The following is a 21152-nucleotide window of genomic DNA, read 5'->3' on the forward strand; positions in this document are numbered from 1 at the left end:
GGATCGGGGCTACGACGAGCCTTGGCCGGGTGGGGGATGGAGACGGAGCACACGCACCGGCGCGGCCGCCTGCGCAGGCCGCTCGCCGCTCTGTCGCGCCTGGCCCGGTTAGGCGACGTCCCGGTCGTCGTCATGCTGGCGTGGGCCGGCTGGCTGGCCGTCCCGTGGTCGTTCAGCGGCCTCGCCCAGGCCCGCGCGGCCGCCGCGGCTGCGGCCGCCGACGCCGAGCCACCGCCGCCGCTGAGTGCGCCGGCCGCGGAGGCGCCGCACGGCGACCCGGATCGCGTGACATGGGGCATCCCCACCGCGCAGGCCGCCCCCCTGAGAGCGCTGCGCCCCGCTGCTCTGCGGGACGCCCCCTTCGGTGAACCGCGCGACCGGGCCTCCGGAGCCGCCCTGGGCTCGTCCGGCTCAGGCGGCACGACGCCGACACGGTCAGGACCCGGCAGCACGGCGGCCGACGGTCCGTGGACGGCGCGCACAGGCCTGCACGGGGCGGGGACCGACGGCGCCGGGCCGGCGGTGGCAGGACTGCGCGGAACGGCGCTCGACCGTGGCGGGGCGGGGCTGCACGGGGCGCCGGCTGACGGTGCGGTGTGGGCGGGGCCGCGTGCTGCGGGATCGCTCGGCGGCGGGTTGGGCGCCGTCACGGCTCCCCCGGCCGAGGACGGGCGCGCGGCGGCCGAGGCGGACGCCGTCGCCTTGGAGCGGGCCAGGATCGCCGGTGAGGTGCACGACGCCGCCGGGCACGGGCTTGCGGCCATCGCCATGCAGGCCGGGATCGCGCTCGTCACCCTGGACGACGACCCCGAGCAGGCGCGGGCCTCGCTGCGGGCGATCAAGGAGACCAGCACGACCGCGCTGGCCCAGCTGCGGGCGGCACTCGACGGGATCGACCCGCCCGGCGGCGACCTGACGAGCCTGATCGACGGCGTCCGGACCGCGGGCCTGCCGGTGGACGTCGAGCCCGCCGACCTCTCCGTTCCCGCCCACCTGCAGGGCGCCGTCTACCGGGTGGTGCGCGAGTCGCTCACCAACGTCCTGCGCCACGCGGGCCCGACCAGGGCGCTCGTCCGGGTGGCGAACGATCCGTGCGCGTTCGTGCTGGAGGTGTCCGACCGGGGCGTCGGCTGGACGGGCGCGGCCGAGGGCCGGGGACTCTCGGGGATGCGGGCGCGGGTCACCCAGGCGGGCGGCCACTTCGCCGCCGGGCCACGCGAGGGCGGCGGCTTCCAGGTGATCGCCAGGTTCCCGCAGGTCTCGGCGTGACCACGCCCGGCGGATCGCCGGGACCGTCGGGAGAACCAGACGGCACGGCGAACACCAAGCCGTCGGTTGCCGACGCACCGGCCTCCGCGACCGCTGCCGACCCGCCATGGAGCGGCATCGGTGAGAAAGAGCACGCAGCACCACCGGCCGCAGCCGCGAACCGCGCCCTCGCGAGCGCGCGAAAAACCGGCAACCCACGGCCGCGATCGCGACGCGCCACCGGCCAACGGTCGCAGAATGCGAGAGCCCGCACAAGCCCGCACAAGCCCGCACAAGCCCGCACGAAACCGGCGACCCGAGGTGCGAGCGTGGGAACGGACGCGATGCGGCGAGTGGCGGGGGCGGGCGCGGAGCGGCGGGTGGCGGGACGGCCGTGAGAGCGGGCGCGGAGTGGCCGGTGGCGGGCGTGGGGATGAGGTGGGAGCGGTGAGTGGGGACGAAAGCCGAGGCCGCGTGATCCGGGTGGCCATCGCGGACGATCAGGCGGTCGTGCGCATGGGGCTCAGGGCGTTGCTGGAGCGGGAGCCCGGCATGGAGTGTGTGGGCGAGGCGGGCGACGGCAGCGCGGCCCTCACGCTGATCCGGCAGGCCAAGCCGGACGTGCTGCTCCTCGACATCCGCATGCCCGGCATGGACGGCCTGGCCACCCTGCGGGCGATCGCCGAGGACCCGGAGCTGCGCGGCACCAGGATCGTGGTGGTGACGACGTTCGCCATGGACGAGTACGTCTTCGCCGCCCTCCAGGCCGGTGCCAGCGGCTTCGTGCTCAAGGACAGCGCCCCCGACGAGCTGGCCAACGCGGTCCGCGTGGTCGCCGCCGGCGAGGCCCTGCTGTCGCCGGCGATCACCAGGAAGGTCATCGGCCTGTTCGGCCGGCACGGCACGGAGCCGGTCGAGGGCATCGAGACGCTCACGCCCCGGGAGCGCGAGATGGTGGCGTGGGTGGCCACCGGCAGGTCCAACGAGGAGATCGCCAAGGAGCTGGTGATCAGCCCCGACACCGTGCGGACCCACGTGAGCCGCGCCATGGTGAAGCTGCGCGCCAGGGACCGTGCGCAGCTGGTGGTGTTCGCCATGCGCGCCGGCCTGGCCCTCCCCTCATGACCGGCCCTTCCGCAGGAAGCCCTCGTAGTGGCCCTGCTGCAGCTGGGCCTCGATCTGCTTGACGGTGTCGAGACCGACCCCCACCATGATCAGCACACTGGTCCCGCCGAACGGGAAGTTCTGCTGGGTGCCGGGGTCCCGCAGGATCGCGAAGGCCACCAGCGGCAGCAACGCCAGCACCGCCAGGTACGCCGCCCCGGACGCGGTCAGCCTGGACAGCACGTACGCCAGATACTCGGCGGTCGGCCGCCCGGGCCGCAGGCCGGGCACGAACCCGCCGTAGCGCCGGATGCCGTCGGCCACCTCCACCGGATTGAAGGTGATCGACACGTAGAAGTAGGCGAAGGCCACGGTCAGCGACACGTACACGGCCATGTAGAGCGGATGCGTCCCCGTGGCGAGGTTCTGCTGCACCCACGCCCCGGCCTCGTCCCCGAGCAGCGGCGCGACCAGCGTCGGCAGGTAGAGCAGGGACGTGGTGAAGATGACCGGCACGATGCCCGCCTGGTTGACCTTCATCGGGATGTACGTGCTCCTCCCCCCGTACATGCGCTGCCCGATCATGTGCTTGGCGTACTGCACGGGCACCCGCCGCTGCGCCTGCTCCACGAACACCACGGCCGCCACCAGGAACAACCCGGCCACCGTCATCGCCACGGCGCCGACCGGCGTCAGCACGAAGATCCTCGACATGTAGCCCGGGAAGACCGCCACGACCTGGGTGAACATGAGGATGGACATGCCGTTGCCGATCCCCCGCTCGGTGATCAGCTCGCCCAGCCACATGACCGCGCAGGCCCCCGCCACCATGGTCAGCACGATCACGATCACCGGCAGCAGGCCGTCGTCGCGCAGCAGCGGCCGGGCGCAGCCGGGCAGCAGCTGCCCGGTGCGGGCCAGGGCGATGACGGTGCCGGCGTTGAGCAGGGCCAGCGCGACGGTCAGGTACCGCGTGTACTGGGTGATCTTCGCCTGACCGCGCTGCCCCTCCTTCCTGAGCGCGTCCAGGCGGGGCACCAGCACGGCGAAGAGCTGCATCACGATGCTCGCGGTGATGTACGGCATGACGCCGAGCGCGAACACCGACAGCTGCAGCATCGCGCCCCCGCTGAGCATCTGCGCGAGGTCGAAGAGCCCGCCCTGGGCCGACCCCACGCAGGCCCGCACCGCCACCACGTCCACCCCCGGCGCCGGCAGGACCTGACCCAGCCGGAACAGCGCGATGAGCGCGAGCGTGAACAGCAGTTTCTTGCGCAGCACCGGCGCGCGGAAGGCCCGGGTGAACACGGTCAGCATGGGCAAGGAGTCTGACCGGCCCGGCGCCCGCGGTCGTCCGCCGAGACGAGGCACCCGCGTACGCAAATCCGCGTAGGCGCCGACCATACTGTCATCCCATGAGCACGGTGTGGGTGATCAGCGGGCCGCCGGGGGCGGGCAAGTCCACGGTCGCGGCCGAGCTGCTGGCCCGCCTCTCCCCCGTGCCGGCGCTGCTCGACAAGGACACCGTGTACGGCGACTTCGTGGCCGAGGTCCTCAGAGCCCACGGCCGGCCGGTCGGCGAACGCGAGGGCCCCTGGTACGACCGGTACATCAAGGTGCACGAATACGCGGGCCTGACCAGGCTCGCCCGGCGGATCCGCGATCACGGCTGCCCGGTGATGCTCGACGGCCCGTTCACCACCCAGGTCCACGACGCCGCCAGGTGGGCGGAGTGGGTGGCGGAGCTGGGCGGGGAGCCGGTGCGGCTGATCTGGGTCCGCTCCGACGGCCCGACCCTGCGAGAGCGGCTCGTGGCGAGGGGGTACGGGCGGGACGCGGGCAAGCTGGCGGCGTTCGACGACTACCTGAGGAACATCAGGGTGGACGAGCCGCCGGTCGTACCGCATCTGGAGATCGACAACCGGCGCGGCGCGCCGCCGGTCGGCGGGCAGCTCACGGCGGCGGGCATCCCGCCTCAGTCCACCCGGTAGTCCTCGTCCCTGACGTCGAGGATCGCCATGTGGCCCGGCAGGTGGCCGATGGCGTACTCGACGCCGCTGGCCATCACCGCCGCCTGCGGCGTCACCCCGCACGCCCAGAACAGCGGCACCTCCCCCGGCCGCACCTCCATCGGGTCGCCGAAGTCCGGCCGGGCCAGGTCGCGGATCCCGATCGCGGCGGGGTCGCCGACGTGCACCGGCGCCCCGTGCACCCGCGGGTAGCGGCCGCTCACCTCGACCGCGGTCTTCACCAGCTCGTCGGGCACCGGCCGCATCGACACGACCAGCGGCCCCGACAGGCTGCCGGAGGACTCGCAGGGGACGTCGGTGACGTACATCGGCACGTTCGTCCCCAGCTCCAGGTGCCGCACCGGCACCCCGGCCGCGAGCAGGGCGCGCTCGAAGGTGAAGCTGCAGCCGATGAGGAACGGCACGAGGTCCTCGCGCCACTCCTCCACCACCTCGTCAAGGTCGGCCACCGGTGCGCCGTCGCGGTAGAGCCGATATCCCGGCAGGTCGGTCCGCAGGTCACCGGCGAAGAGCGCGGTGGACCAGGCGCCCGGCTCGCCCACGTCGAGCACCGGGCACGCCTGGGGGTTGTGGTGGGCGAACAGCAGCAGGTCGTACCGGAGGCGAGCGGGCACGGCGATCAGATTGGCCTGCGTCCAGCCCCGGCACCAGCCGGCGGTGGGCACCCGCTCACCTCCGCGGAAGCGCTCCCGGGCCTGCGCGGGGCTCAGATCGGCGACGTCCACAATCACGACATTACGCCTTCCATGTGAAGTCGTGACTTCTCCGGGTAGCGGCTCTCCGTGCGGCTCGACGTGAATCTTCTGGACTACGTCCTCATAGCCATTTACTTCGCCACCGTGCTCGCCATCGGCTTCGCCGCGCGCCGACGGATCACCTCCAGCCTCGACTTCTTCCTGGCCGGACGCGGCCTTCCGGCATGGGTCACCGGCCTGGCCTTCGTGTCGGCGAACCTGGGCGCGATCGAGATCCTCGGCATGGCGGCCAACGGCGCCCAGTACGGGGCGATGACCGTGCACTACTACTGGATCGGCGCGGTCCCGGCGATGGTGTTCCTCGGCATCGTGATGATGCCCTTCTACTACCGCTCCAAGGTGCGCAGTGTGCCCGAGTTCCTGCGCAGGCGCTTCAACGGGGCCACGCAGTTGCTGAACGCGGTCACGTTCGCGATCGCGCAGATCCTCATCGCCGGGGTGAACCTGTACGCGCTGGCGCTGGTCCTGGAGGCGCTGCTGGGCTGGCCGCTGCCGGTGTCGGTGGTGATCTCGGCGGTGATCGTGCTGTCGTACATCACGCTCGGCGGGCTCTCCTCGGCCATCTACAACGAGGTCCTGCAGTTCTTCGTGATCCTCGCGGGCCTGATCCCGCTGACCGTGCTCGGGCTGATGAAGGTGGGCGGCATCACCGGCCTGTTCGACCGGGTACGGCAGAGCGCGCTCGGCGAGGGCGGCCTGCACACGTGGGCCGGGATGGGCACGGGCGACAACCCCATGCAGGCGCACTGGATCGGCATCGTGTTCGGGCTGGGCTTCGTGTTGTCGTTCGGCTACTGGACCACGAACTTCGCCGAGGTGCAGCGGGCCCTGTCGGCCAGGAACACGAACGCGGCCCGGCTGACGCCGATCATCGCCGCGTACCCGAAGCTGTTCATCCCGCTGGTGACGGTGCTGCCGGGCATGATCGCGCTGGTGCTGTTCGGCGACCTGGGCCGTACCCAGGCGTACAACAACGCGATCCCGCTGCTCATGCGCGACCTGCTGCCGAACGGCGTGCTGGGGATCGCGGTGACCGGGCTGCTGGCGTCGTTCATGGCCGGGATGGCGGCGAACATCAGCGGGTTCAACACCGTGTTCACCAACGACATCTGGCAGGCGCACCTGGTCAAGGACCGGGACGACCACTACTACGTGCGGGTGGGCCGGATCGCGACCGTCGTGGGCGTGGCGCTGGGGATCGGGACGGCGTTCATCGCGGCCGGCTACTCCAACATCATGAACTACCTGCAGGCCCTCTTCTCGTTCTTCAACGCGCCGTTGTTCGCGACCTTCATCATCGGACTGTTCTGGCGGCGCATGACGCCGTGGGCCGGTTTCTGGGGGCTGCTGGCCGGCACGCTCGCGGCGTTCGTGTCGTACCTCTCGTACAAGGCCGGGTACGTGGACTTCGGCACCGAGCTGAACGCCAGCTTCTGGGGCGCGGGCCTGGCGTTCGCCGTGGACGTGGTGGTGTCCGTGGCGGTCACGCTGGTCACCACCCAGAAGCCGGAGGCGGAGCTGCGCGGGCTCGTGTACGGGCTCAGCGGCGTCGAGCTGGAGGACGACGCGCTGGCCGGGGACGCGAGGTGGTACCGCTCGCCCGTGCTGCTCGGCGTGGGCGCCCTGATCCTGGCCACTGTGCTGTACGGAGTGATCCTGTGAGCGACATTCGCCTGGTGATCGGCGGCTTGTTCCTGGTGTACGGCGTGATCCTGATCATCGCCGGAGTGCTCGGGAGCGTCGTGAACCTGTGGACCGGGCTGGTCATGGCGGTGTTCGGCGGCACGTTCGTGTTGTGGGCCCGCCTCAGACGGCTCTGACCGGCTCCTGGTCCTTCCTGCCGTACGTCTCGCGCGCGGCGACGGCCTCGTCGGCGTGCTCGCCCGCCCATTCCCCGATGGCCCGCAACACGCCGATGGCGCTGCGGCCGAGCTCGGTCAGCGCGTAGTCCACCCTGGGCGGGAGCGCCGGGTAGACCGTGCGGGAGACCACGCCGTCGTGCTCCAGCGTGCCCAGGGTTAAGCTGCGGCGGGTCCCCTACCCGCCCGACTACGTCGATCTCCCGCTGACCCCCGGCTGCGAGGTCTCGGGCGTGGTCGGCTTCCCGCTGTACGGCGGGTACGTGGTGGTCAGGCCGCGGCAGTTCGCCCGCAAGCCGGCGGGGTCGATCACGTGCCGGCCGCGGCGCTGCCGATGCCGGCGCTGATCGCCTGGAGGCGTTCGAGGACGTCGCGGCGGGGCAGCGGGTGCTCGTCCACGGCGCCGCCGGGGGCATCGGCCACCTGGCCGTGCAGCTCGCCAAGCCGAGCGGCGCGTACGTGATCGGCACGGCGCGGGCCGCCAAGCACGCGTTCGTGCGGCAGATCGGGGCGGACGAGGTCCTGGAGACCTGAGATCCGGCGCGTCCGGTGATTTGACATTCCGTCTCACGTCAACCTACGTTGACCCCTGGGGGTCAATTTTGGTTGACGCGAGGAGGCTTTCGTGGACGCGTTGTCCGTGGCGGTGGCGGCGAACCTGCCGGTCATCCTGTGGGGGCCGCCGGGCACCGGCAAGACGTCGGCCGTGCTGGCGCTCGGCCGGCGGCTCGGACTGCCGGTGGAGGTCGTGGTCGGCTCGATCAGGGAGCCGAGCGACTTCGCCGGGCTGCCGGTGCTGCGCGACGGGGGCACGTGGCTCGCGCCGCCGCGCTGGGCCGAGCGGCTGGCCGCGACCGGGACGGGCATCCTGTTCCTGGACGAGCTCACCACCGCGCCGCCCGCCGTCCAGGCCGCGATGCTGCGGGTGGTGCTGGAGCGTACGGTCGGCGACCTCGTGCTGCCGCCGTCGGTGCGGATCGTGGCCGCCGCGAACCCACCGGAACAAGCCGCGGACGGCTGGGACCTGTCGGCGCCGCTGGCCAACCGGCTGATCCACCTGGACTGGAAGTTCAGCGCGGCGTCGGTGGCCGAGGGGTTCGCGGGCGGCTTCCCGGTGCCCGACCCTGCCGGATGGTCCGTGCCGTCCGCGGCGGAGGTGGGGCGGGCACGGGCGCTGGTGGGCGCCTTCCTCCGGGTACGTCCGGAACTGGTGCTCGCCGTACCGGATGGTCCGGCCCGCGCCTGGCCCAGCCCCCGCACCTGGGACCTGGCCGCCACGGCACTGGCCTGCACCACCCACGAGCCTCCACCCGTGCCGGAGGTCAGCCGCTCCAGGCGCGAGCGGGTGCGGGCCGAGTTGGTGGTCGGTGCGGTCGGCGAGGCGGCCGGGTTCGAGCTGCTGTCCTGGCTGCGCGACTTGGACCTGCCCGATCCCGAGACCCTCCTCGCCGACCCGGCCGCCGCGCCGCTCCCCGACCGGGTGGACCGGATGCACGCCGTCCTCGCCGCCGTGGTGGCGCACGTGACCGCCGACGGCGGCACTGACACGTGGCAGCGCGCGTGGACGCTCATCGCCCGGGTGGCCGGGCGAACCCCGGACGTGGCGGCCACTGCGGCCCGTGACCTCGCCGCCCGCCGGCCGCACGGCGCCGCCCTCCCCACCGCGGTGCTGGACCTGGCCCCGATCCTCCGCTCCGCCGGACTCATGCCATGACAGATCGCCAGGACACCACCGCCGAGCGCTTCGCGGCGGCCCGGCTCTGGGCGGCGGGACACGCCCCGTACCTCACCAAGGCGCTCTTCGCCCTCACGCCGCTCGTCCACGACACGGCCCCGCCCCGCCTCCCCGCCGACGAGCACTGGAACGTGCACCTGAACCCGGACGCAGTACGCGAAACGCCCGTCCCCGAGCTCGGCTGGTGGCTGATCCACCAGGTAGGACACCTGCTGCGGGGCCACCACGCCCGCGCGGAGCCGTATCGCGATCCGGGCCTGCGGCTGCGCTGGGACCGCGCCGCCGACGCCGAGGTCAACGACGACCTCGACGGCGGCCCCGCCGACGCCGTCTCCCCCGAGACGCTGGGCCTGCCCGCCGGCCTGCTGGCCGAGCGGTACGCGGACCTGCTCGACCTCATCGACGTGCCACCCCACGTGCAGGCGTGCGGCCGGGCCCCGTTCACCGGGCCGAGCGCGATGACGGCACTGGAACGCGAGCTCCTCGCCCGCGCCGTCGCCGCCGCGATCGACTCGCGAGGCACCGCGCCGGGCGGCTGGCGGCGCTGGGCCGAAGCCACGCTCCGCCCTGAGGTGGACTGGCGGACCCGCCTGGCGGCCCTGGTCAGGAGGGGCCTGGCCCAGGCGGCGGGCCGGGTGGACTACAGCTACCGCCGCCCGTCCAGGCGCGCGGCCGCCGCACCGTCGATCGTCCTGCCCGCCCTGGTACGCCCGGTCCCGCGGGTCGCGGTCGTGATCGACACCTCGGGCAGCATCGCGCGCGACGTGCTCGGCCAGGCCCTCGCCGAGCTGGACGGCCTGCTGCGCGCGGCCGGTCACCGCTGGATCGAGGCGATCTGTTGCGACACCCAGGCGTACCCCGTCCAGCGCGTACGCCGGGCCAGCGAGGTCGAGCTGGCCGGAGGCGGCGGCACGGACCTGCGTGAGGGACTGAAGGCGGCGGCCGGGGCCGATCTGGTGATCGTCCTGACCGACGGCGACACGCCGTGGCCCGACCGCCGTCCCCGGCAGCAGGCCGTGGTGGTGTGCCTGTTCGGCGACCGCGGCTCGGCGCCCCGGTGGGCGAGCACGATCCGCGTACCGCCTCCGCCGACGGAGGCCGCGGCGTGACGGGCGCGGACACAGCGCTCCGGGCGGACGCGCGGGCAACCGGGACCGACACGGCGCCCCGCCGGAACGCACACGCGCCAAACGCCCACGGAACGCCCGCGTTCCGAAACCCGGCAGACGGGCCCGATGGAACCCCCACGTGGCGGAACCCGACACGACGGGCCCGGCCGAACACCCGCATGGCAGAACCCGACACGGCGACGCCCCGCCGGAATCTCATGCGACGCGACCTGGCAGGGCGGCGTCCTCAGCCGGGCGGACAGGGAGGGATACGTGATGGAGTGGGATGGTTTCACACAGGGCGAGATGCGGCGCTGGCGGGCGGCCGGTTTCACCCCCGGCGAGGCCGCCGCGTGGCGCGAGGCCGGGGTGACGTCACCCGCCGACGCGCGGTTGTGGCGCACCGCCGCCGCCGGCCCCGAGACGGTCATCGCCTGGCAACGGGCAGGGATGACGCCGGCGGAGGCGGTGCGCTGGCATGAGATGGGGGTCGCCCCGCACGACGCGGCCCGCAGGCACCTGGCCGGTGAGCGTCCTCACCGCCTCTCCTGGACCACCCACCTGGCCCGCCTGCCAGGGCTGTCCCGCCTGGGGCCGCGTCCCGGACCGCCCCACCCCCGGTCGTCAGGCCGGTCCCCGCTCACCGGGCCGACCGCGTCCGAGCCCGCCGAACTGTCCGCCCCCGCCTGGGCGGACACGATGCGCCGGCTCCTGCGTTCCGGCGTACCGGCCGACGTGGCACGCACCTACGCCGACGCCGGGTGGGACGGCGCCGAGGCGGCCGAATGGGCGCGGCGGCGGGTGGACCAGGGGGACGCCCGGGTTTTCCGGGCGCTGGGATTCACGGCGGCGGAGGCGGCTCGTACCCGGCGGTGCGCCGTCGAGGTCATGGCCGCCTGGTGGGGAACCGTCCCGTTGGAGGAAGTGGCAGCCTGGTGCGCGGCGGGGTTCACGCCTGGAGAGGCGGCCCGGCAACGGGCGGCGGGGGTCACGGCGGAGCAGGCCGCCGTACTCCGAGCACTGTCCGGCTGACGGAACCGATCACCCTCCAGGCGCCGCCCGGCCGACCGGACGGATCCAGGCGCATTCAGTACTCGACCTCGAAGGTGTGCGGCCCGAGCCCGTACCCGTCGCCCTTGGGGACGACGTACCCGTGCCCGATCAGCGTCGCGAGGCTTCCCCGCAGCTCGTCCTCGGCCAGCCCCGACGCCCGGACCAGCCCTTCGAGACCGGCGCTCCCCGACTCGACCGCCTGGGCGGCGACGGCCTCGTACACGTGGATGTCGACGTCCGACAACGCCTGCACATCGTGGACCTCGTGGGCATCGTGGCCCTCGGACATCAGCGCTGCCTCGCTCCCTCTCTCAGCCGGGAGGGGTCGACGTCGCGGTCCGGGTAGCGGCGCAGGTATTCGGACTCGAGCTCGTTGGTCCGTGAGGTGTGCCGCGCCAGGGCGTCGTCCGAGCCGTGGAAGAAGGTGTCACTCCGGGTGGCGTGCAGCTGCCGCAGCTCGCGTATCACGTCTTCGTCGCTGAGCTGGGCTGGATCAATTCCCATCGTCGTCATGAGGCTTCCCCTACCCCAGAGCGCCTCGACAATATCTGTCACATTTCCTGACATGTAGGGATTGTGTGTAAGATGCCCGAGCTTTACCTTCCCGTTATGGACCTCGAGCTCAGGCACCTCAGGATCGTCCGCGCGGTCGCGGACGCGGGAAGTGTGAGCAAGGCCGCCTCCCTGCTCGGGCTGGCACAACCGGCCCTCACCGCCCAGCTCAAGCGCATCGAGAGGGTGCTCGGCGGCACTCTGTTCGAGCGCGACCGCCACGGCGCCAGGCCCACCCGCCTCGGCGAACTCGTGCTCGCCCGGGCACGGGTGCTCCTCCCCGCTGCCAAAGAACTGCAGGAGGAAGCCGTGCGATTCGCCAACGCCCCCTCCCCCGGCTACCGCATCGGCGCCACCAACGGCCCGATCCTCGGAGGGCTGGTCGACCGGCTCGCCGCGGTGCGGCCGGTCAGCACGTACACCTCCTGGTCGTCCCACGAGCTGACCAGCATGGTCGAGCTCGGCCGCCTCGACTACGTGCTGACCGGCGCCTGCGGTGACTCCGGCACTCCCACCGGCGCGCTGGTCTGGGAGACGATCAGCCTCGACCCCGTATTCTGCCTGGTCGCCGAGGCCCATCCCGCCGCCAAGGAGAAGGAGGTGGAGCTGGCCGATCTCGCCGGCGAGCAGTGGGCGGTGACGCCCGGCGACGGGTGTTTCGCCGACTGCTTCGCGATGGCGTGCGCCCGCGCCGGGTTCACGCCGGGGACGATCTACGAGACCGACGTGCCGACGTGCACGCACCTCGCGCAGGTCGGCCGGGCGGTGGTGCTCTGCCAGGCCACCCACCAGGCCGCCCAGGGCCTGGTCATGGTCCCGCTGGCCGGCGCGCCGCTGCGGTGGCGGCAGCTCCTCGGCCGCCACCCCACCGCCCCCGACGCCGCGTGGGTGGTGACGCAGGCCAAGGAGGCCCACCTGGATGCGGTCGGCCGCAGCCCGGTCTACCAGGACTGGCTGGTACGGAATCCGGGCTACGGCACCGCGCCATAACACGGCGATAGGGGCAAAGTAGTACTCCTCCGCGCCGGGTCGCGCCGTTACCGTGACGGCACCCCCAGCAGCGAGGAGACCACCATGCTCCGAACCCCTGTGCTGATCGCGACCGCGATCGGCGCGTTAGTCGTGACGGCGACCCCTGCCGTCTCATCCGCGCCACCCGCGACGCGTACCGTGCCTTCGACCGCGTCTTCATCCGCGTCTTCATCCGCGTCTTCCTCGTCCGCGAAACCGCCGTCCGGCGTGGTGGACGCCGTGCAGCGCGATCTCGGCATCACCAAGGACCAGGCGATCAACCGCCTGGCGAACGAGGCCCGCGGCAACTCCGCCGCGCCCGGCCTGCGCAAGAGGCTCGGCGACCGCTTCGCCGGGGTCTGGTACGAGGGCGCCGAGAGCACCTTCGTCGTGGCCAGCGTCGACCCGGCCGACGTGGGCGAGATCACCCGCACGGGCGCCGTGGCCCGCATCGTGCCGCGGTCGTTCGCCCAGCTCTCCGCCGTCAAGGACAGCCTCGACCGCACCGCGCCGCCCGCCGCCGTCCACAGCTGGGCCATCTCGCCCCAGGACAATGCGGTCGTCGTCGCGGCGAGCGACCCGGAGGCGGCTCGCTCCTGGATCGCCGCCGGCGGCGTGGACGCGGCGGCCGTGAAGATCGAGCCGTCGGCCGAGCGCCCACGGCTGTTCTATGACATCCGGGGCGGGGACGCGTACTACACCTCGGAGGGCTACCGCTGCTCGATCGGCTTCGCGGCCAGACGCGGCACCCAGCTCGGCTTCACCACCGCCGGCCACTGCGGCGGCACGGGCGTGACCACGACCGGCTACAACCGCGTGGCACAGGGCACCGTCCAGATCTCGTCGTTCCCCGGCAATGACTACGCGTGGGTCGCCACCAACTCCCAGTGGACCGCCCCCGGCGTCGTGAACGGCTACAGCGCCGGAATCCTCCCGGTACGCGGCGCGACCGTCACCCAGCCCCAGGGCTCGGTGTGCCGCTCCGGCTCGACCACGCAGTGGCACTGCGGCACCGTCACCGCGCTGAACGCCACCGTCAACTACCCGGAGGGCACGGTGACGGGCCTGACGCGAACCACGGTGTGCGCCGAGGGCGGCGACTCGGGCGGCTCGTTCATCTCGAGCGACCAGGCCCAGGGCATGACCTCAGGCGGCTCGGGCAACTGCACCGTCGGCGGCACCACGTACTTCCAGCCCGTCGGCGAGATCCTCTCGACAGGCGGCCTGACCCTGGTCACGGCAGGCGGCACCGACCCACCGCCGACCGGCTGCCAGAGCTACGAGGAGACGTACAACGGCTCGCTGACCTCGAACGCCAGTGCGTACCAGCCGAACGGCAGCTACTACCAGGCGACGGTTTCCGGCACGCACGCGGCCTGCCTGGACGGCCCCGCGGGCGCGGACTTCGACGTCTACCTGCAGAAGTGGAACGGCTCATCCTGGTCCGTGGTGGCCCGGGGCGACAGCCCGAACCCCGACGAAACGATCAGCTACAACGGCACCGCCGGGTACTACCGGTACCGGGTGCACGCGTACAGCGGGTCGGGCTCGTACACGCTGGGCCTGAACCGCCCATGACGATCCCCGCAGGCGGCGCCTGACGAAGCAACGAGACCGGCGCCTGACGATGCACGAGACCAGGCCGGGACGCCCTCAGCGCCCCGGCCTCACGAATGCTCATATCGCCCCCGCCCCGCCGCCCCTCCTCCCCACAGAGCAAATCCACCGCCCCCCACCACACCTGTTTTCCCCTGGCAGGGGGCCGATGGATATGATCGACTCAGGCTCCAACAACGCCGCAAAGCATGGAATGATGTCCGCGGAGACCCGTCTCCCGCTCGGCGGCACGCACTACCGGATCCGATGCTCTAGCCTTAGCCATGCATGAGGCGTGGCAAGACCTGCTGGAGCCGCGCCGCATGTCAGACAACTGAATCCAGGGGCGGTAGCTCAGCCGGTCAGAGCATCGGACTCATAATCCGTGGGTCGTGGGTTCAAGTCCCACCCGCCCTACTCACCAACACCGCGTTCGACCTGGGGTTTCTCGGTTCTCGCCGGCCTCGGAGCTCGTTTTTGATCATGGTTGGTTGCTCGCTGATTGCTCGGCGGCGCGGGTTGTGCAACCCGGTAGATCATTTAGACCGCTGTCGTCACGACAGACCTCAGCGGCCATCAAGAGAAGATCAAGCCGGAACGCCTGCACGGCCCGCTCCCCCAAACCACAGCACCGGTGTGGTCAACTGCTGGTTCCTGAGCATGTTCCCCCCGCCCTCGCCTTGTGACCGAGCAGACTTTTCATCCGCTGGTCTCTCTCCCCAGAAAGACGAGGCCCGCAGCTCGCGCTGCGGGCCCCATGTGGACTACTGAATGCTCAGACGCGAGCAGGCAAAGTGATCAAGCGAGCGTGACCGGTGTCCGGCACGGCGCTGATGAGCGCGGCGGTGGACTCGGCCGCCGCGCAGGCCACCTCCGGATAGACGCTGGTGTAGGTGTCACGCGTGAACGCGGAGGAGACATGCCCGAGCGTCTCCTGCACGACCTTCAGGTCGACTCCGTCAGTGACGCAGCCCCATGCCGGAGGTCGTGCAGCCGCACCGGCGGTAGACCCGCCTCGTAAGACAGCAGGTAGGACTGATCGCTGACGTGCTGCGGATGAAGCGGGCGGCCGATCTCGTCGGTGAAGACGAAGCCGCTGTCCTGCCATACCTCCCCTGCGGCCAGCCGCTCGGCGGCCTGCGCCTTACGGTGACCGCGCAGTGCGGTGACGGTGTCGGCGTCCAGGGCGATAGTCCGATCGCTGGCCTCGGTCTTGGGCTTGCCCTGGATGGTCTCCCAACCCAGCTGAGTGATCTGCCAGTGCACCCCCGCCGTCCCGGCGTTCAGGTCGATGTCCTTCCACCGCAACCCCACCGCCTCGCCCCGGCGCAGCCCCCGTAGAGCGATCAACCGATACAACACCGCCAGCCGATGACCGGCCGCCTGGGCGAGGAAGGCCGAGGTGTGTGCCGGGGTCCACACCATGACGGGTGAGGGCCGCGGGGTGGAGATGTAAACGTTGATCGGGTTGACCCGGCCGCCGCGTCGCTGCTGTTCGGCGGCCAGCCGTTGATGCAGATCCTGGTTCCAGGCGGCGACCCGCTCGTCGGTCCACACCAGCGCCTTTGTCCGCATCCGGCAATTCGACCACCGCGGCGGGGTTGAAATCGATCAGCCGGTCCTGCTTGATCGCGATGTTCAGCGCATGCCGCAGGGTCGCACGGATGCGGTGCATGGTGCTCGGCCCGACCGGCCGCCGGTACCGCACCTTGGCCCGCTCGTCAGGATCGTCGCTGGCGCGGGCGGTGACGATGACATCGTTGAACTCCTCGATCGCGTCGAACATGCCCGCGATGTCAGAGACCCGCAGCCGGTCCAGCCGGATGTCACCCAGGTAGGGAGTGAAGTACAGCCGGATGTGCGCCTCATAGGAGCGGCGCGTGGTCTGATCGATCTTCCGCTTGCGGCGCAGGAACTCGGCCATCCACTCCGCGACCGTCACGGCCGGGTTCAGATCCTGATGGGTACGGACCTTGCGCCGCACCTCCTCCACCGGCGGGAGCACTTTGGTGTCCTTGAGGACGGCCAGCATCAGGTCGGTGATCTTCCGCCGGACATGCGGATCCTCATCCAGCGCCAGCAGCGCGCAGGCGTGCTCCAGCTCCGCCTCCACCTCCTCCACCGCAGCGAAGCCTTGGCGGCGCAGCGGGTTGCGCCGCCGCCCGTCCGCGTGCGCGGGCAGCTCCTGCTGGTAAGCCCACGTGCCGTGCGTGGGACTCCACCGCTCCCCCTTCCCTCCAGGGCGGCGTAGCTTCGGGCAGCTCTTGCCGAGCTTCTTCCCGCTCGCCACATCCCGACAGGAACAGGTCTTGTACATGGTGCCGTTCATCGTCGTGGCTAGCCTTTCTCGTCGAGCTGCGCCTCTGTCCATCGCCCGCCACCCACAAGACGCCCCAACGGGCGTGCTGTGAGGCCGGGCGGCCGTATCGACGCCCACCTTCATGGCACCCGTCAAGCGATATCCCCTGGTCACGACTGCCGCGCCGGGCGGAAGCCAACCTGCTCCTGTCACCCTTGTAAATACCGGCTCAGAGTCCAGAGTTGAGACAACGCGACGAACCAAGACTTGGGCAAATGAACGCCCACGCAAAGTAAGTACGGCAGTCAGGACACAGTTCCTGATCGCCTCGACAACACAGCACCGTGAGAGAACTTGAGGACGAAGACGGGAATACACACGAAAGGGGGCCCGCGGACGTTCACAGCACACCAGTATCGTGCTCAGCACCAATGCATGCATTCCGTCCTGCTGGTAGCCCCACTAGCGGCAGCGCAGACAGCCCGGCCAATGCTGACCGGCGCAGCCGTGCTCGCAGATGAGATCACCGCGTGACCGAGCCACACCCCGCATCTATCCCATGTCGTCCCAGCGCACAGGCGCGGCGGGAGTTTCTGAGGCTGAGGCGGAGAAACGCAGCCCCGCAGGATCCGAACCAGCAGCTATCGGATTAGGACGCGGCTCCTGGGGGACACCGTACCTCTCATGTCTTTCCTTTCGAGCGGTGTCGTCCTGCTTCGATGGAAAGGACCTGTCCTCCGTCTCCGTCTACCCGGTCTGCCTCTCGCTGTTTGACGAGACGCTGTAACTTGCCTTCCACGCCACGGACAGCCTGGCGCCAACGGTTCTGCTCTCGGTAGAGCCTCTGCATGGGTTCAGGGTCCCATTTGGCCAACCGCATGAGATCTTCGCCGAATTCCTCGAGAAGACGTGTGATTTCGTCGACCCCTGCTTGCCGATAGGCCATTTCGGAGCTGATCTCATCATTGATGTGCACCCTCCGCGCCACCGGTGCGCTCGTAGAGCTCCACCTGCAGGGCGACCCAGCCGGCCGGGCTCGGTTCGTACTGGCCGGTCATGGGCATTGCGACTCCTTCAGGTCGGCGGACCGTGCGATGGCGAAGTGTTCTTTCAGTGACATATCGGTGTCCGTGGCCGTCGTCCGTGGCAGGGAGATGCCCTCGCTGAGGGCCCGGCGCATCGCGAGGAAGTCGGCGGGGCTGTTGACGCATTCGGCGGCGACCAGCTGCGCGCCGCGGTAGCGCAGCGCCGTGTGCTGTCCCGGGCGGCGGCCGGGGCGGAGGACGATCTCGTCGTCCGGGCGGGCCAGTCCGGCGATCTGCAGCTTGAGCTTTCCTTGGTCGGACCAGAACCAGGGGACGCCGCGGTAGGGGCGGTCCAGTCCGGCCAGCGTGGCGGCGGCCGAGGTGGCCTGCTCGACGGCGTTGTCGACGCTCTCCAGCCGCAGCCGTGGAGCGTCGTGCGACCAGGGGGACGGGTCGGGGAGGTTCGCGCAGTCGCCTATGGCGATGGTGTGGCCGTCGGAGGCCAGGGAGCGGGCGTCCACAACGATGCCGTCGTCGCAGCGCAGCCCGGCGGCGCGCGCCAGTTCGTCGCGGGGCTGGGCGCCCACGCCGACCACGACGAGGTCCGCGGGCAGTTCCTCGCCATCGTCCAGTTCCACCGCGGCGACCGCCCCGTCCGTGCCGCGCAGGCGGACGGGGCGCAGCCCAGTGCGGACCTGTATGCCGGCGGTGCGGTGCGCGGTCGCGACGATGTCGGCCGTGGCCGTGCTGACGACGCGGTTCATTAGGGCGGGCGCGGCTTCGACCACGGTCGCCGGGATGCCGGCCGCGGCGGTGGTGGCGGCCACCTCCAGGCCGATGAAGCCGCCGCCGATGACGACCACGGCGGTAGCGGTGGCCAGGCGCCCGGCGAGGGCCTGTGCGTCGCGGACGTCGCGGAGCGACAGCACGCCGTCGAGGCCCGCGCCCTCGATCGGCAGGCGGCGGGGGCGCGCGCCGGTGGCCAGCACCAGCCGGTCGAACCTCCAGCGGTGGCCGGTGGCGGAGGTGGCCATGCCCGTGCCGTCGCCGGCGAGGTCGATCCGGTCGATGTGCTCCCCGGTCACCAGATCGATGCGTTTGTCCGCGTAGAAGGCGGCGCTGCGCAGCGCGAGTGATGCGAGCGGGGCCTCGCCTTTGAGGAACGCCTTCGACAGCGGGGGCCGAGCGTAGGGGGCGTGCGGTTCCTGGCCGACGAGGGTGATAGGGCCTTCCCAGCCCAGGTCCCGGGCGCTGCCGGCGAGTTGCACGCCGGCTTGGCCGGCGCCCACGATGAGCAGGTTCACAGCTGGGTTTCCGGGATGGTCACGTGGACCTCGTGGCCCTCGCGCAGGATGAGCTGGCAGGACAGGCGGGAGTTGTCCTGGCGTTCGGTGGCGGCGCAGTCGAGCATCTCGTCCTCGTCGTCGCCGACGGGGGCGAAGTCGTCCGCGTTCTCCTCGGCCAGGAAGACGTGGCAGGTCGCGCACGACAGCGAGCCGCCGCACTGCCCGACGATGCCAGAGACGCCATTGCGGACGGCGGTCTGCATGACCGAGTCACCGGCGGCCGCTTCGATCACGTCCTGGCGGCCGTCGGGCTGGGTGTAGAACACTTTCGGCAATGCGCTGTTCCTTGCGTTCACCAGGTGACGGGCAGGTCGGTCATCGGCTGGGTCAGCACGTCGTGGCGGACCACGGGCTCGCCCGCCAGCCGCAGTTGTGGCAGCCGCTTGAAGATCTCGGCCAGCCCGACCTGCAGCTCCATGCGGGCCAGCGGCGCGCCAAGGCAGTGGTGCATGCCGTAGCTGAGCATCAGGTGCGGGTTGTCGGTCCTGGTGATGTCGAAGCGGCCCGGGTCCGGTACGACGTCGGGGTCGTGGTTGGCGGCGCCCGGGTCCAGGCTGACCGCTTCCCCGGCGGCGATCAGCTGCCCGTCGATGACCACGTCCTCGGTCGCGACGAACGGCACCAGGCCGCCTCCGCCTCCTACGGGGCCGCCCATCATGAAGTTGCCGTGGCGCAGCACCTCTTCGGCGGCCGTGGGTGCCAGGCCGTCGGGGTCGGTCAGGAACAGCTCCCGTTGCTCGTCGGAGCGCAGCAGCGACAGCACGCCGGTGGTCAGGAAGTTGGCGGTGTTGTCGAAGCCCCCGACGATGAGCAGGAACGCGATGGGCAAGATCTCGGCGTCGGTGAGCGTCTCGTCGCGCTCGTGGGCGTGGGCCAGGGAGCTGAGCAGGTCGTCGCGGGGTTCGGCCCGCCGCTTGGCAATCAGGCCGGTCATGTACGCGGCCAGCTCGCCCATGTCGGCGGCGATCTCCTGCTCGGACTTCCCGGCCACCGACAGGGTGGAGGAGCTCCACCGCTCGAACTTCTCCCGATCCGACGAGGGCACGCCCAGCAGCGAGCTGAGCATCTCGATGGGCAGCGGTACCGCGTACTCGGCGACGAGGTTACGCACGCCGCCCCGCGCGATCATGCCGTCGATCAGCTCGCCTGCGAAAGCGACCGCCGAGTCGCGCATGTCGCGCACGCGCCGCGGCGAGATCGCCTTCTGCACCAGCCTGCGCAGCCTGGTGTGCTGGGGTGGGTCCTCGAACTGCAGCGTCGTGCGCAGGAAGTCGGGGAAGGGCACGAAGAACGGCACCTCCCGCTCCCCCGTGCGGAACGGTTCCCGGACGAAGCGCCGGTCGCTGAGGATCTGCCGGGCCGCCCGGTTGCGGTGCACGATCCAGACGTCGCCGCCGTACGGCATGGTGACCTTGGTCATGGGGCGGTCGGCCATGAGGCGCCGCAGGTGTTCCACGGCCTCGGCCGGGGGCCGGGGCGCGAAGGGGAACTCGATGTGGGTGGTCATCATCTCTCCGTCGGAATTCAGGCAGAATGGGGCTGTGGTGCGGTGACGGTCTCCGGGCGCGCCTCGGGGGTGAGGGCCATGATGTCGTCGAACCTTTCGGCCACCGTCTCGATGGTCAGGCCGGGCTCGTGGATGCCCTCGGTGGTGACGACGGCGAGCCGGTTGACGGTGCCGCCCGCGGCGTTGAAGACCTCGCCGCTCACCCGGCAGGAGGGGTGGGTGAGGTAGGCGGCCACGGGGGCCACGTGCTCGGGCAGGAGCTGGGTGCGCAGGTACTGCATGACGTCGGGAGACAGCGAGTCGGCCGAGTTCTCGGCCATGCGGGTGCCGGCTCCGGGCGCCAGGGCGTTGACCAGCACGCCGTGCGGGGCGCCCTCGATGGCGAGGTTGCGGGTGAGGGCGAAGACGGCCCCCTTGGAGCTGCCGTAGTGGGTCATCAGCGGGTTGCCGAGCATCGCGGCGGAGACCGTGTTGACCACCCGGCCGGTGCCGGAGGCGATCAGGTGCGGCCAGGCGGCGCGGCAGAGGTACAGCGAGCCGAAGAAGTGCACGTCGAGGTGGCGCCGGTACTCCTCGATCGGGATCTCGTCGAAGTGCCCGGTCCGGACGATGCCGGCGTTGTTCACCACCGCGTCGAGCCGGCCGTACGCGGCCAGGGCGGCTTCGACCACGGCGGCGGCGCCGTCCTCGGTGGCGACGTCGGCGCGGCAGGCGACGGCCCGCCCGCCGGCGGCGCGGATCTCGGCGGCGACGTCGGCGGCCGGGTCGTCGCCCTGCACGCCGGAGCCGTCCACGCGGGCGCCGAGGTCGGCGACGACGACGGCGGCGCCGCGGGCGGCCAGCAGCAGGGCGTGCGCCCGGCCGATGCCGCGCCCCGCGCCGGTCACGACGACGACGCGGTCATGGAAGGAAAGCAGGTCCAC

At 71.5% G+C, this 21152-nt stretch carries 23 protein-coding genes, 1 tRNA gene and 1 pseudogene; 13 read left to right on the top strand and 12 right to left on the bottom strand.

The features are described 5' to 3' along the window. Positions 1 to 36: 36 nt before the first annotated feature. Both ID574_RS33945 and ID574_RS33950 read left to right on the top strand, forming a co-directional pair. The gene (locus ID574_RS33945) at positions 37 to 1269 is read left to right on the top strand and encodes a sensor histidine kinase (RefSeq protein ID WP_188193067.1); all 1233 of its coding nucleotides are present in this window, start codon (positions 37 to 39) and stop codon (positions 1267 to 1269) included. A gap of 426 nt (positions 1270 to 1695) precedes the next feature. Continuing rightward, positions 1696 to 2373: a response regulator gene (locus tag ID574_RS33950; RefSeq protein WP_262496079.1), complete on the top strand. Its 678-nt coding sequence runs from the start codon at positions 1696 to 1698 to the stop codon at positions 2371 to 2373. Here ID574_RS33950 and secY read toward each other — a convergent pair. Then, positions 2368 to 3669: a preprotein translocase subunit SecY gene (gene secY / locus ID574_RS33955; RefSeq protein ID WP_188193068.1), complete on the bottom strand. Its 1302-nt coding sequence runs from the start codon at positions 3667 to 3669 to the stop codon at positions 2368 to 2370. The two genes, ID574_RS33950 and secY, sit on opposite strands and share 6 nt — an antisense overlap. Positions 3670 to 3767: 98 nt before the next feature. Here secY and ID574_RS33960 point away from each other — a divergent pair, with 98 nt between their 5' ends. Beyond that, positions 3768 to 4343, top strand: coding sequence for a P-loop nucleotide/nucleoside kinase family protein (locus ID574_RS33960; protein ID WP_188193069.1), 576 nt, complete (start codon positions 3768 to 3770; stop codon positions 4341 to 4343). Here ID574_RS33960 and ID574_RS33965 read toward each other — a convergent pair. Then, the gene (locus ID574_RS33965) at positions 4328 to 5110 is read right to left on the bottom strand and encodes a putative hydro-lyase (protein WP_223167349.1); all 783 of its coding nucleotides are present in this window, start codon (positions 5108 to 5110) and stop codon (positions 4328 to 4330) included. The two genes, ID574_RS33960 and ID574_RS33965, sit on opposite strands and share 16 nt — an antisense overlap. A gap of 54 nt (positions 5111 to 5164) precedes the next feature. On the opposite strand from ID574_RS33965, the gene ID574_RS33970 reads away from it, so the two are divergent. Together ID574_RS33970 and ID574_RS33975 are read left to right on the top strand one after the other, a co-directional pair. Further along, a complete protein-coding gene (locus ID574_RS33970; RefSeq protein ID WP_188193070.1) occupies positions 5165 to 6799 on the top strand; it encodes a sodium:solute symporter family protein in 1635 nt (544 codons plus the stop codon). Next, on the top strand, positions 6796 to 6957 hold the full coding sequence (locus tag ID574_RS33975) for a hypothetical protein (RefSeq protein WP_188193071.1): 162 nt from the start codon (positions 6796 to 6798) through the stop codon (positions 6955 to 6957). The genes ID574_RS33970 and ID574_RS33975 overlap by 4 nt, the downstream gene beginning before the upstream one ends. On the opposite strand, the gene ID574_RS33980 is transcribed toward ID574_RS33975, so the two are convergent. Next, positions 6944 to 7129, bottom strand: coding sequence for a winged helix-turn-helix transcriptional regulator (locus tag ID574_RS33980; protein ID WP_262496080.1), 186 nt, complete (start codon positions 7127 to 7129; stop codon positions 6944 to 6946). The genes ID574_RS33975 and ID574_RS33980 overlap by 14 nt on opposite strands. Before the next feature lie 16 nt (positions 7130 to 7145). Between ID574_RS33980 and ID574_RS62475 the strand changes: the two genes are divergently transcribed. The 5 genes from ID574_RS62475 (at position 7146) to ID574_RS34000 (ending at position 10872) form a co-directional block, all read left to right on the top strand. Continuing rightward, positions 7146 to 7343, top strand: a complete 198-nt coding sequence (locus ID574_RS62475; protein WP_336245579.1) for a hypothetical protein — start codon at positions 7146 to 7148, stop codon at positions 7341 to 7343. A gap of 40 nt (positions 7344 to 7383) precedes the next feature. Next, positions 7384 to 7530, top strand: coding sequence for a zinc-binding dehydrogenase (locus tag ID574_RS62480; RefSeq protein WP_336245580.1), 147 nt, complete (start codon positions 7384 to 7386; stop codon positions 7528 to 7530). Between the two features lie 91 nt (positions 7531 to 7621). After that, complete coding sequence (locus ID574_RS33990) at positions 7622 to 8710, top strand: AAA family ATPase (RefSeq protein ID WP_223167329.1); 1089 nt, start codon at positions 7622 to 7624, stop codon at positions 8708 to 8710. Then, positions 8707 to 9840: a vWA domain-containing protein gene (locus tag ID574_RS33995; protein WP_188193072.1), complete on the top strand. Its 1134-nt coding sequence runs from the start codon at positions 8707 to 8709 to the stop codon at positions 9838 to 9840. Before ID574_RS33990 ends, ID574_RS33995 begins: the two co-directional genes overlap by 4 nt. 273 nt (positions 9841 to 10113) lie before the next feature. Beyond that, positions 10114 to 10872: a hypothetical protein gene (locus ID574_RS34000; RefSeq protein ID WP_188193073.1), complete on the top strand. Its 759-nt coding sequence runs from the start codon at positions 10114 to 10116 to the stop codon at positions 10870 to 10872. Positions 10873 to 10927: 55 nt separating this feature from the next. Here ID574_RS34000 and ID574_RS34005 read toward each other — a convergent pair whose 3' ends face one another. Beyond that, positions 10928 to 11182: a hypothetical protein gene (locus ID574_RS34005; RefSeq protein WP_188193074.1), complete on the bottom strand. Its 255-nt coding sequence runs from the start codon at positions 11180 to 11182 to the stop codon at positions 10928 to 10930. Continuing rightward, positions 11182 to 11397 carry a DUF6158 family protein gene (locus tag ID574_RS34010; protein ID WP_223167330.1) on the bottom strand — a complete coding sequence of 72 codons (216 nt, stop codon included), beginning with the start codon at positions 11395 to 11397 and terminating at the stop codon, positions 11182 to 11184. The genes ID574_RS34005 and ID574_RS34010 overlap by 1 nt, the downstream gene beginning before the upstream one ends. A 105-nt stretch (positions 11398 to 11502) precedes the next feature. Here ID574_RS34010 and ID574_RS34015 point away from each other — a divergent pair, with 105 nt between their 5' ends. The 3 genes from ID574_RS34015 (at position 11503) to ID574_RS34025 (ending at position 14469) form a co-directional block, all read left to right on the top strand. After that, a complete protein-coding gene (locus ID574_RS34015) occupies positions 11503 to 12435 on the top strand; it encodes a LysR family transcriptional regulator (protein WP_188193076.1) in 933 nt (310 codons plus the stop codon). A gap of 261 nt (positions 12436 to 12696) precedes the next feature. Further along, on the top strand, positions 12697 to 14034 hold the full coding sequence (locus ID574_RS34020; RefSeq protein WP_223167331.1) for a S1 family peptidase: 1338 nt from the start codon (positions 12697 to 12699) through the stop codon (positions 14032 to 14034). Positions 14035 to 14395: 361 nt separating this feature from the next. Further along, a tRNA-Ile gene (locus ID574_RS34025) sits at positions 14396 to 14469 on the top strand. A gap of 358 nt (positions 14470 to 14827) precedes the next feature. Here the strand turns inward: ID574_RS34025 and ID574_RS34030 are convergent. The 7 genes and pseudogenes from ID574_RS34030 to ID574_RS34060 all read right to left on the bottom strand — a co-directional run bounded on the left by ID574_RS34030 (position 14828) and on the right by ID574_RS34060 (position 21152). Further along, positions 14828 to 14992, bottom strand: a complete 165-nt coding sequence (locus ID574_RS34030) for a hypothetical protein (RefSeq protein WP_188193078.1) — start codon at positions 14990 to 14992, stop codon at positions 14828 to 14830. Between the two features lie 5 nt (positions 14993 to 14997). After that, complete coding sequence (locus tag ID574_RS60365; protein ID WP_223167332.1) at positions 14998 to 15627, bottom strand: site-specific integrase; 630 nt, start codon at positions 15625 to 15627, stop codon at positions 14998 to 15000. Between the two features lie 277 nt (positions 15628 to 15904). Then, positions 15905 to 16792 (bottom strand): annotated as a pseudogene (locus tag ID574_RS62975) (hypothetical protein); the annotation flags it as partial. Between the two features lie 613 nt (positions 16793 to 17405). After that, positions 17406 to 18680: an NAD(P)/FAD-dependent oxidoreductase gene (locus ID574_RS34045; protein ID WP_188193080.1), complete on the bottom strand. Its 1275-nt coding sequence runs from the start codon at positions 18678 to 18680 to the stop codon at positions 17406 to 17408. Next, positions 18677 to 18988 carry a 2Fe-2S iron-sulfur cluster-binding protein gene (locus ID574_RS34050; RefSeq protein ID WP_223167350.1) on the bottom strand — a complete coding sequence of 104 codons (312 nt, stop codon included), beginning with the start codon at positions 18986 to 18988 and terminating at the stop codon, positions 18677 to 18679. Before ID574_RS34050 ends, ID574_RS34045 begins: the two co-directional genes overlap by 4 nt. Before the next feature lie 26 nt (positions 18989 to 19014). Beyond that, positions 19015 to 20229, bottom strand: coding sequence for a cytochrome P450 (locus ID574_RS34055; RefSeq protein ID WP_223167333.1), 1215 nt, complete (start codon positions 20227 to 20229; stop codon positions 19015 to 19017). Between the two features lie 17 nt (positions 20230 to 20246). Then, complete coding sequence (locus tag ID574_RS34060; RefSeq protein WP_188193083.1) at positions 20247 to 21152, bottom strand: SDR family NAD(P)-dependent oxidoreductase; 906 nt, start codon at positions 21150 to 21152, stop codon at positions 20247 to 20249.

This window comes from Nonomuraea sp. SYSU D8015 (assembly GCF_008065375.1).
GTDB lineage: Bacteria > Actinomycetota > Actinomycetes > Streptosporangiales > Streptosporangiaceae > Nonomuraea.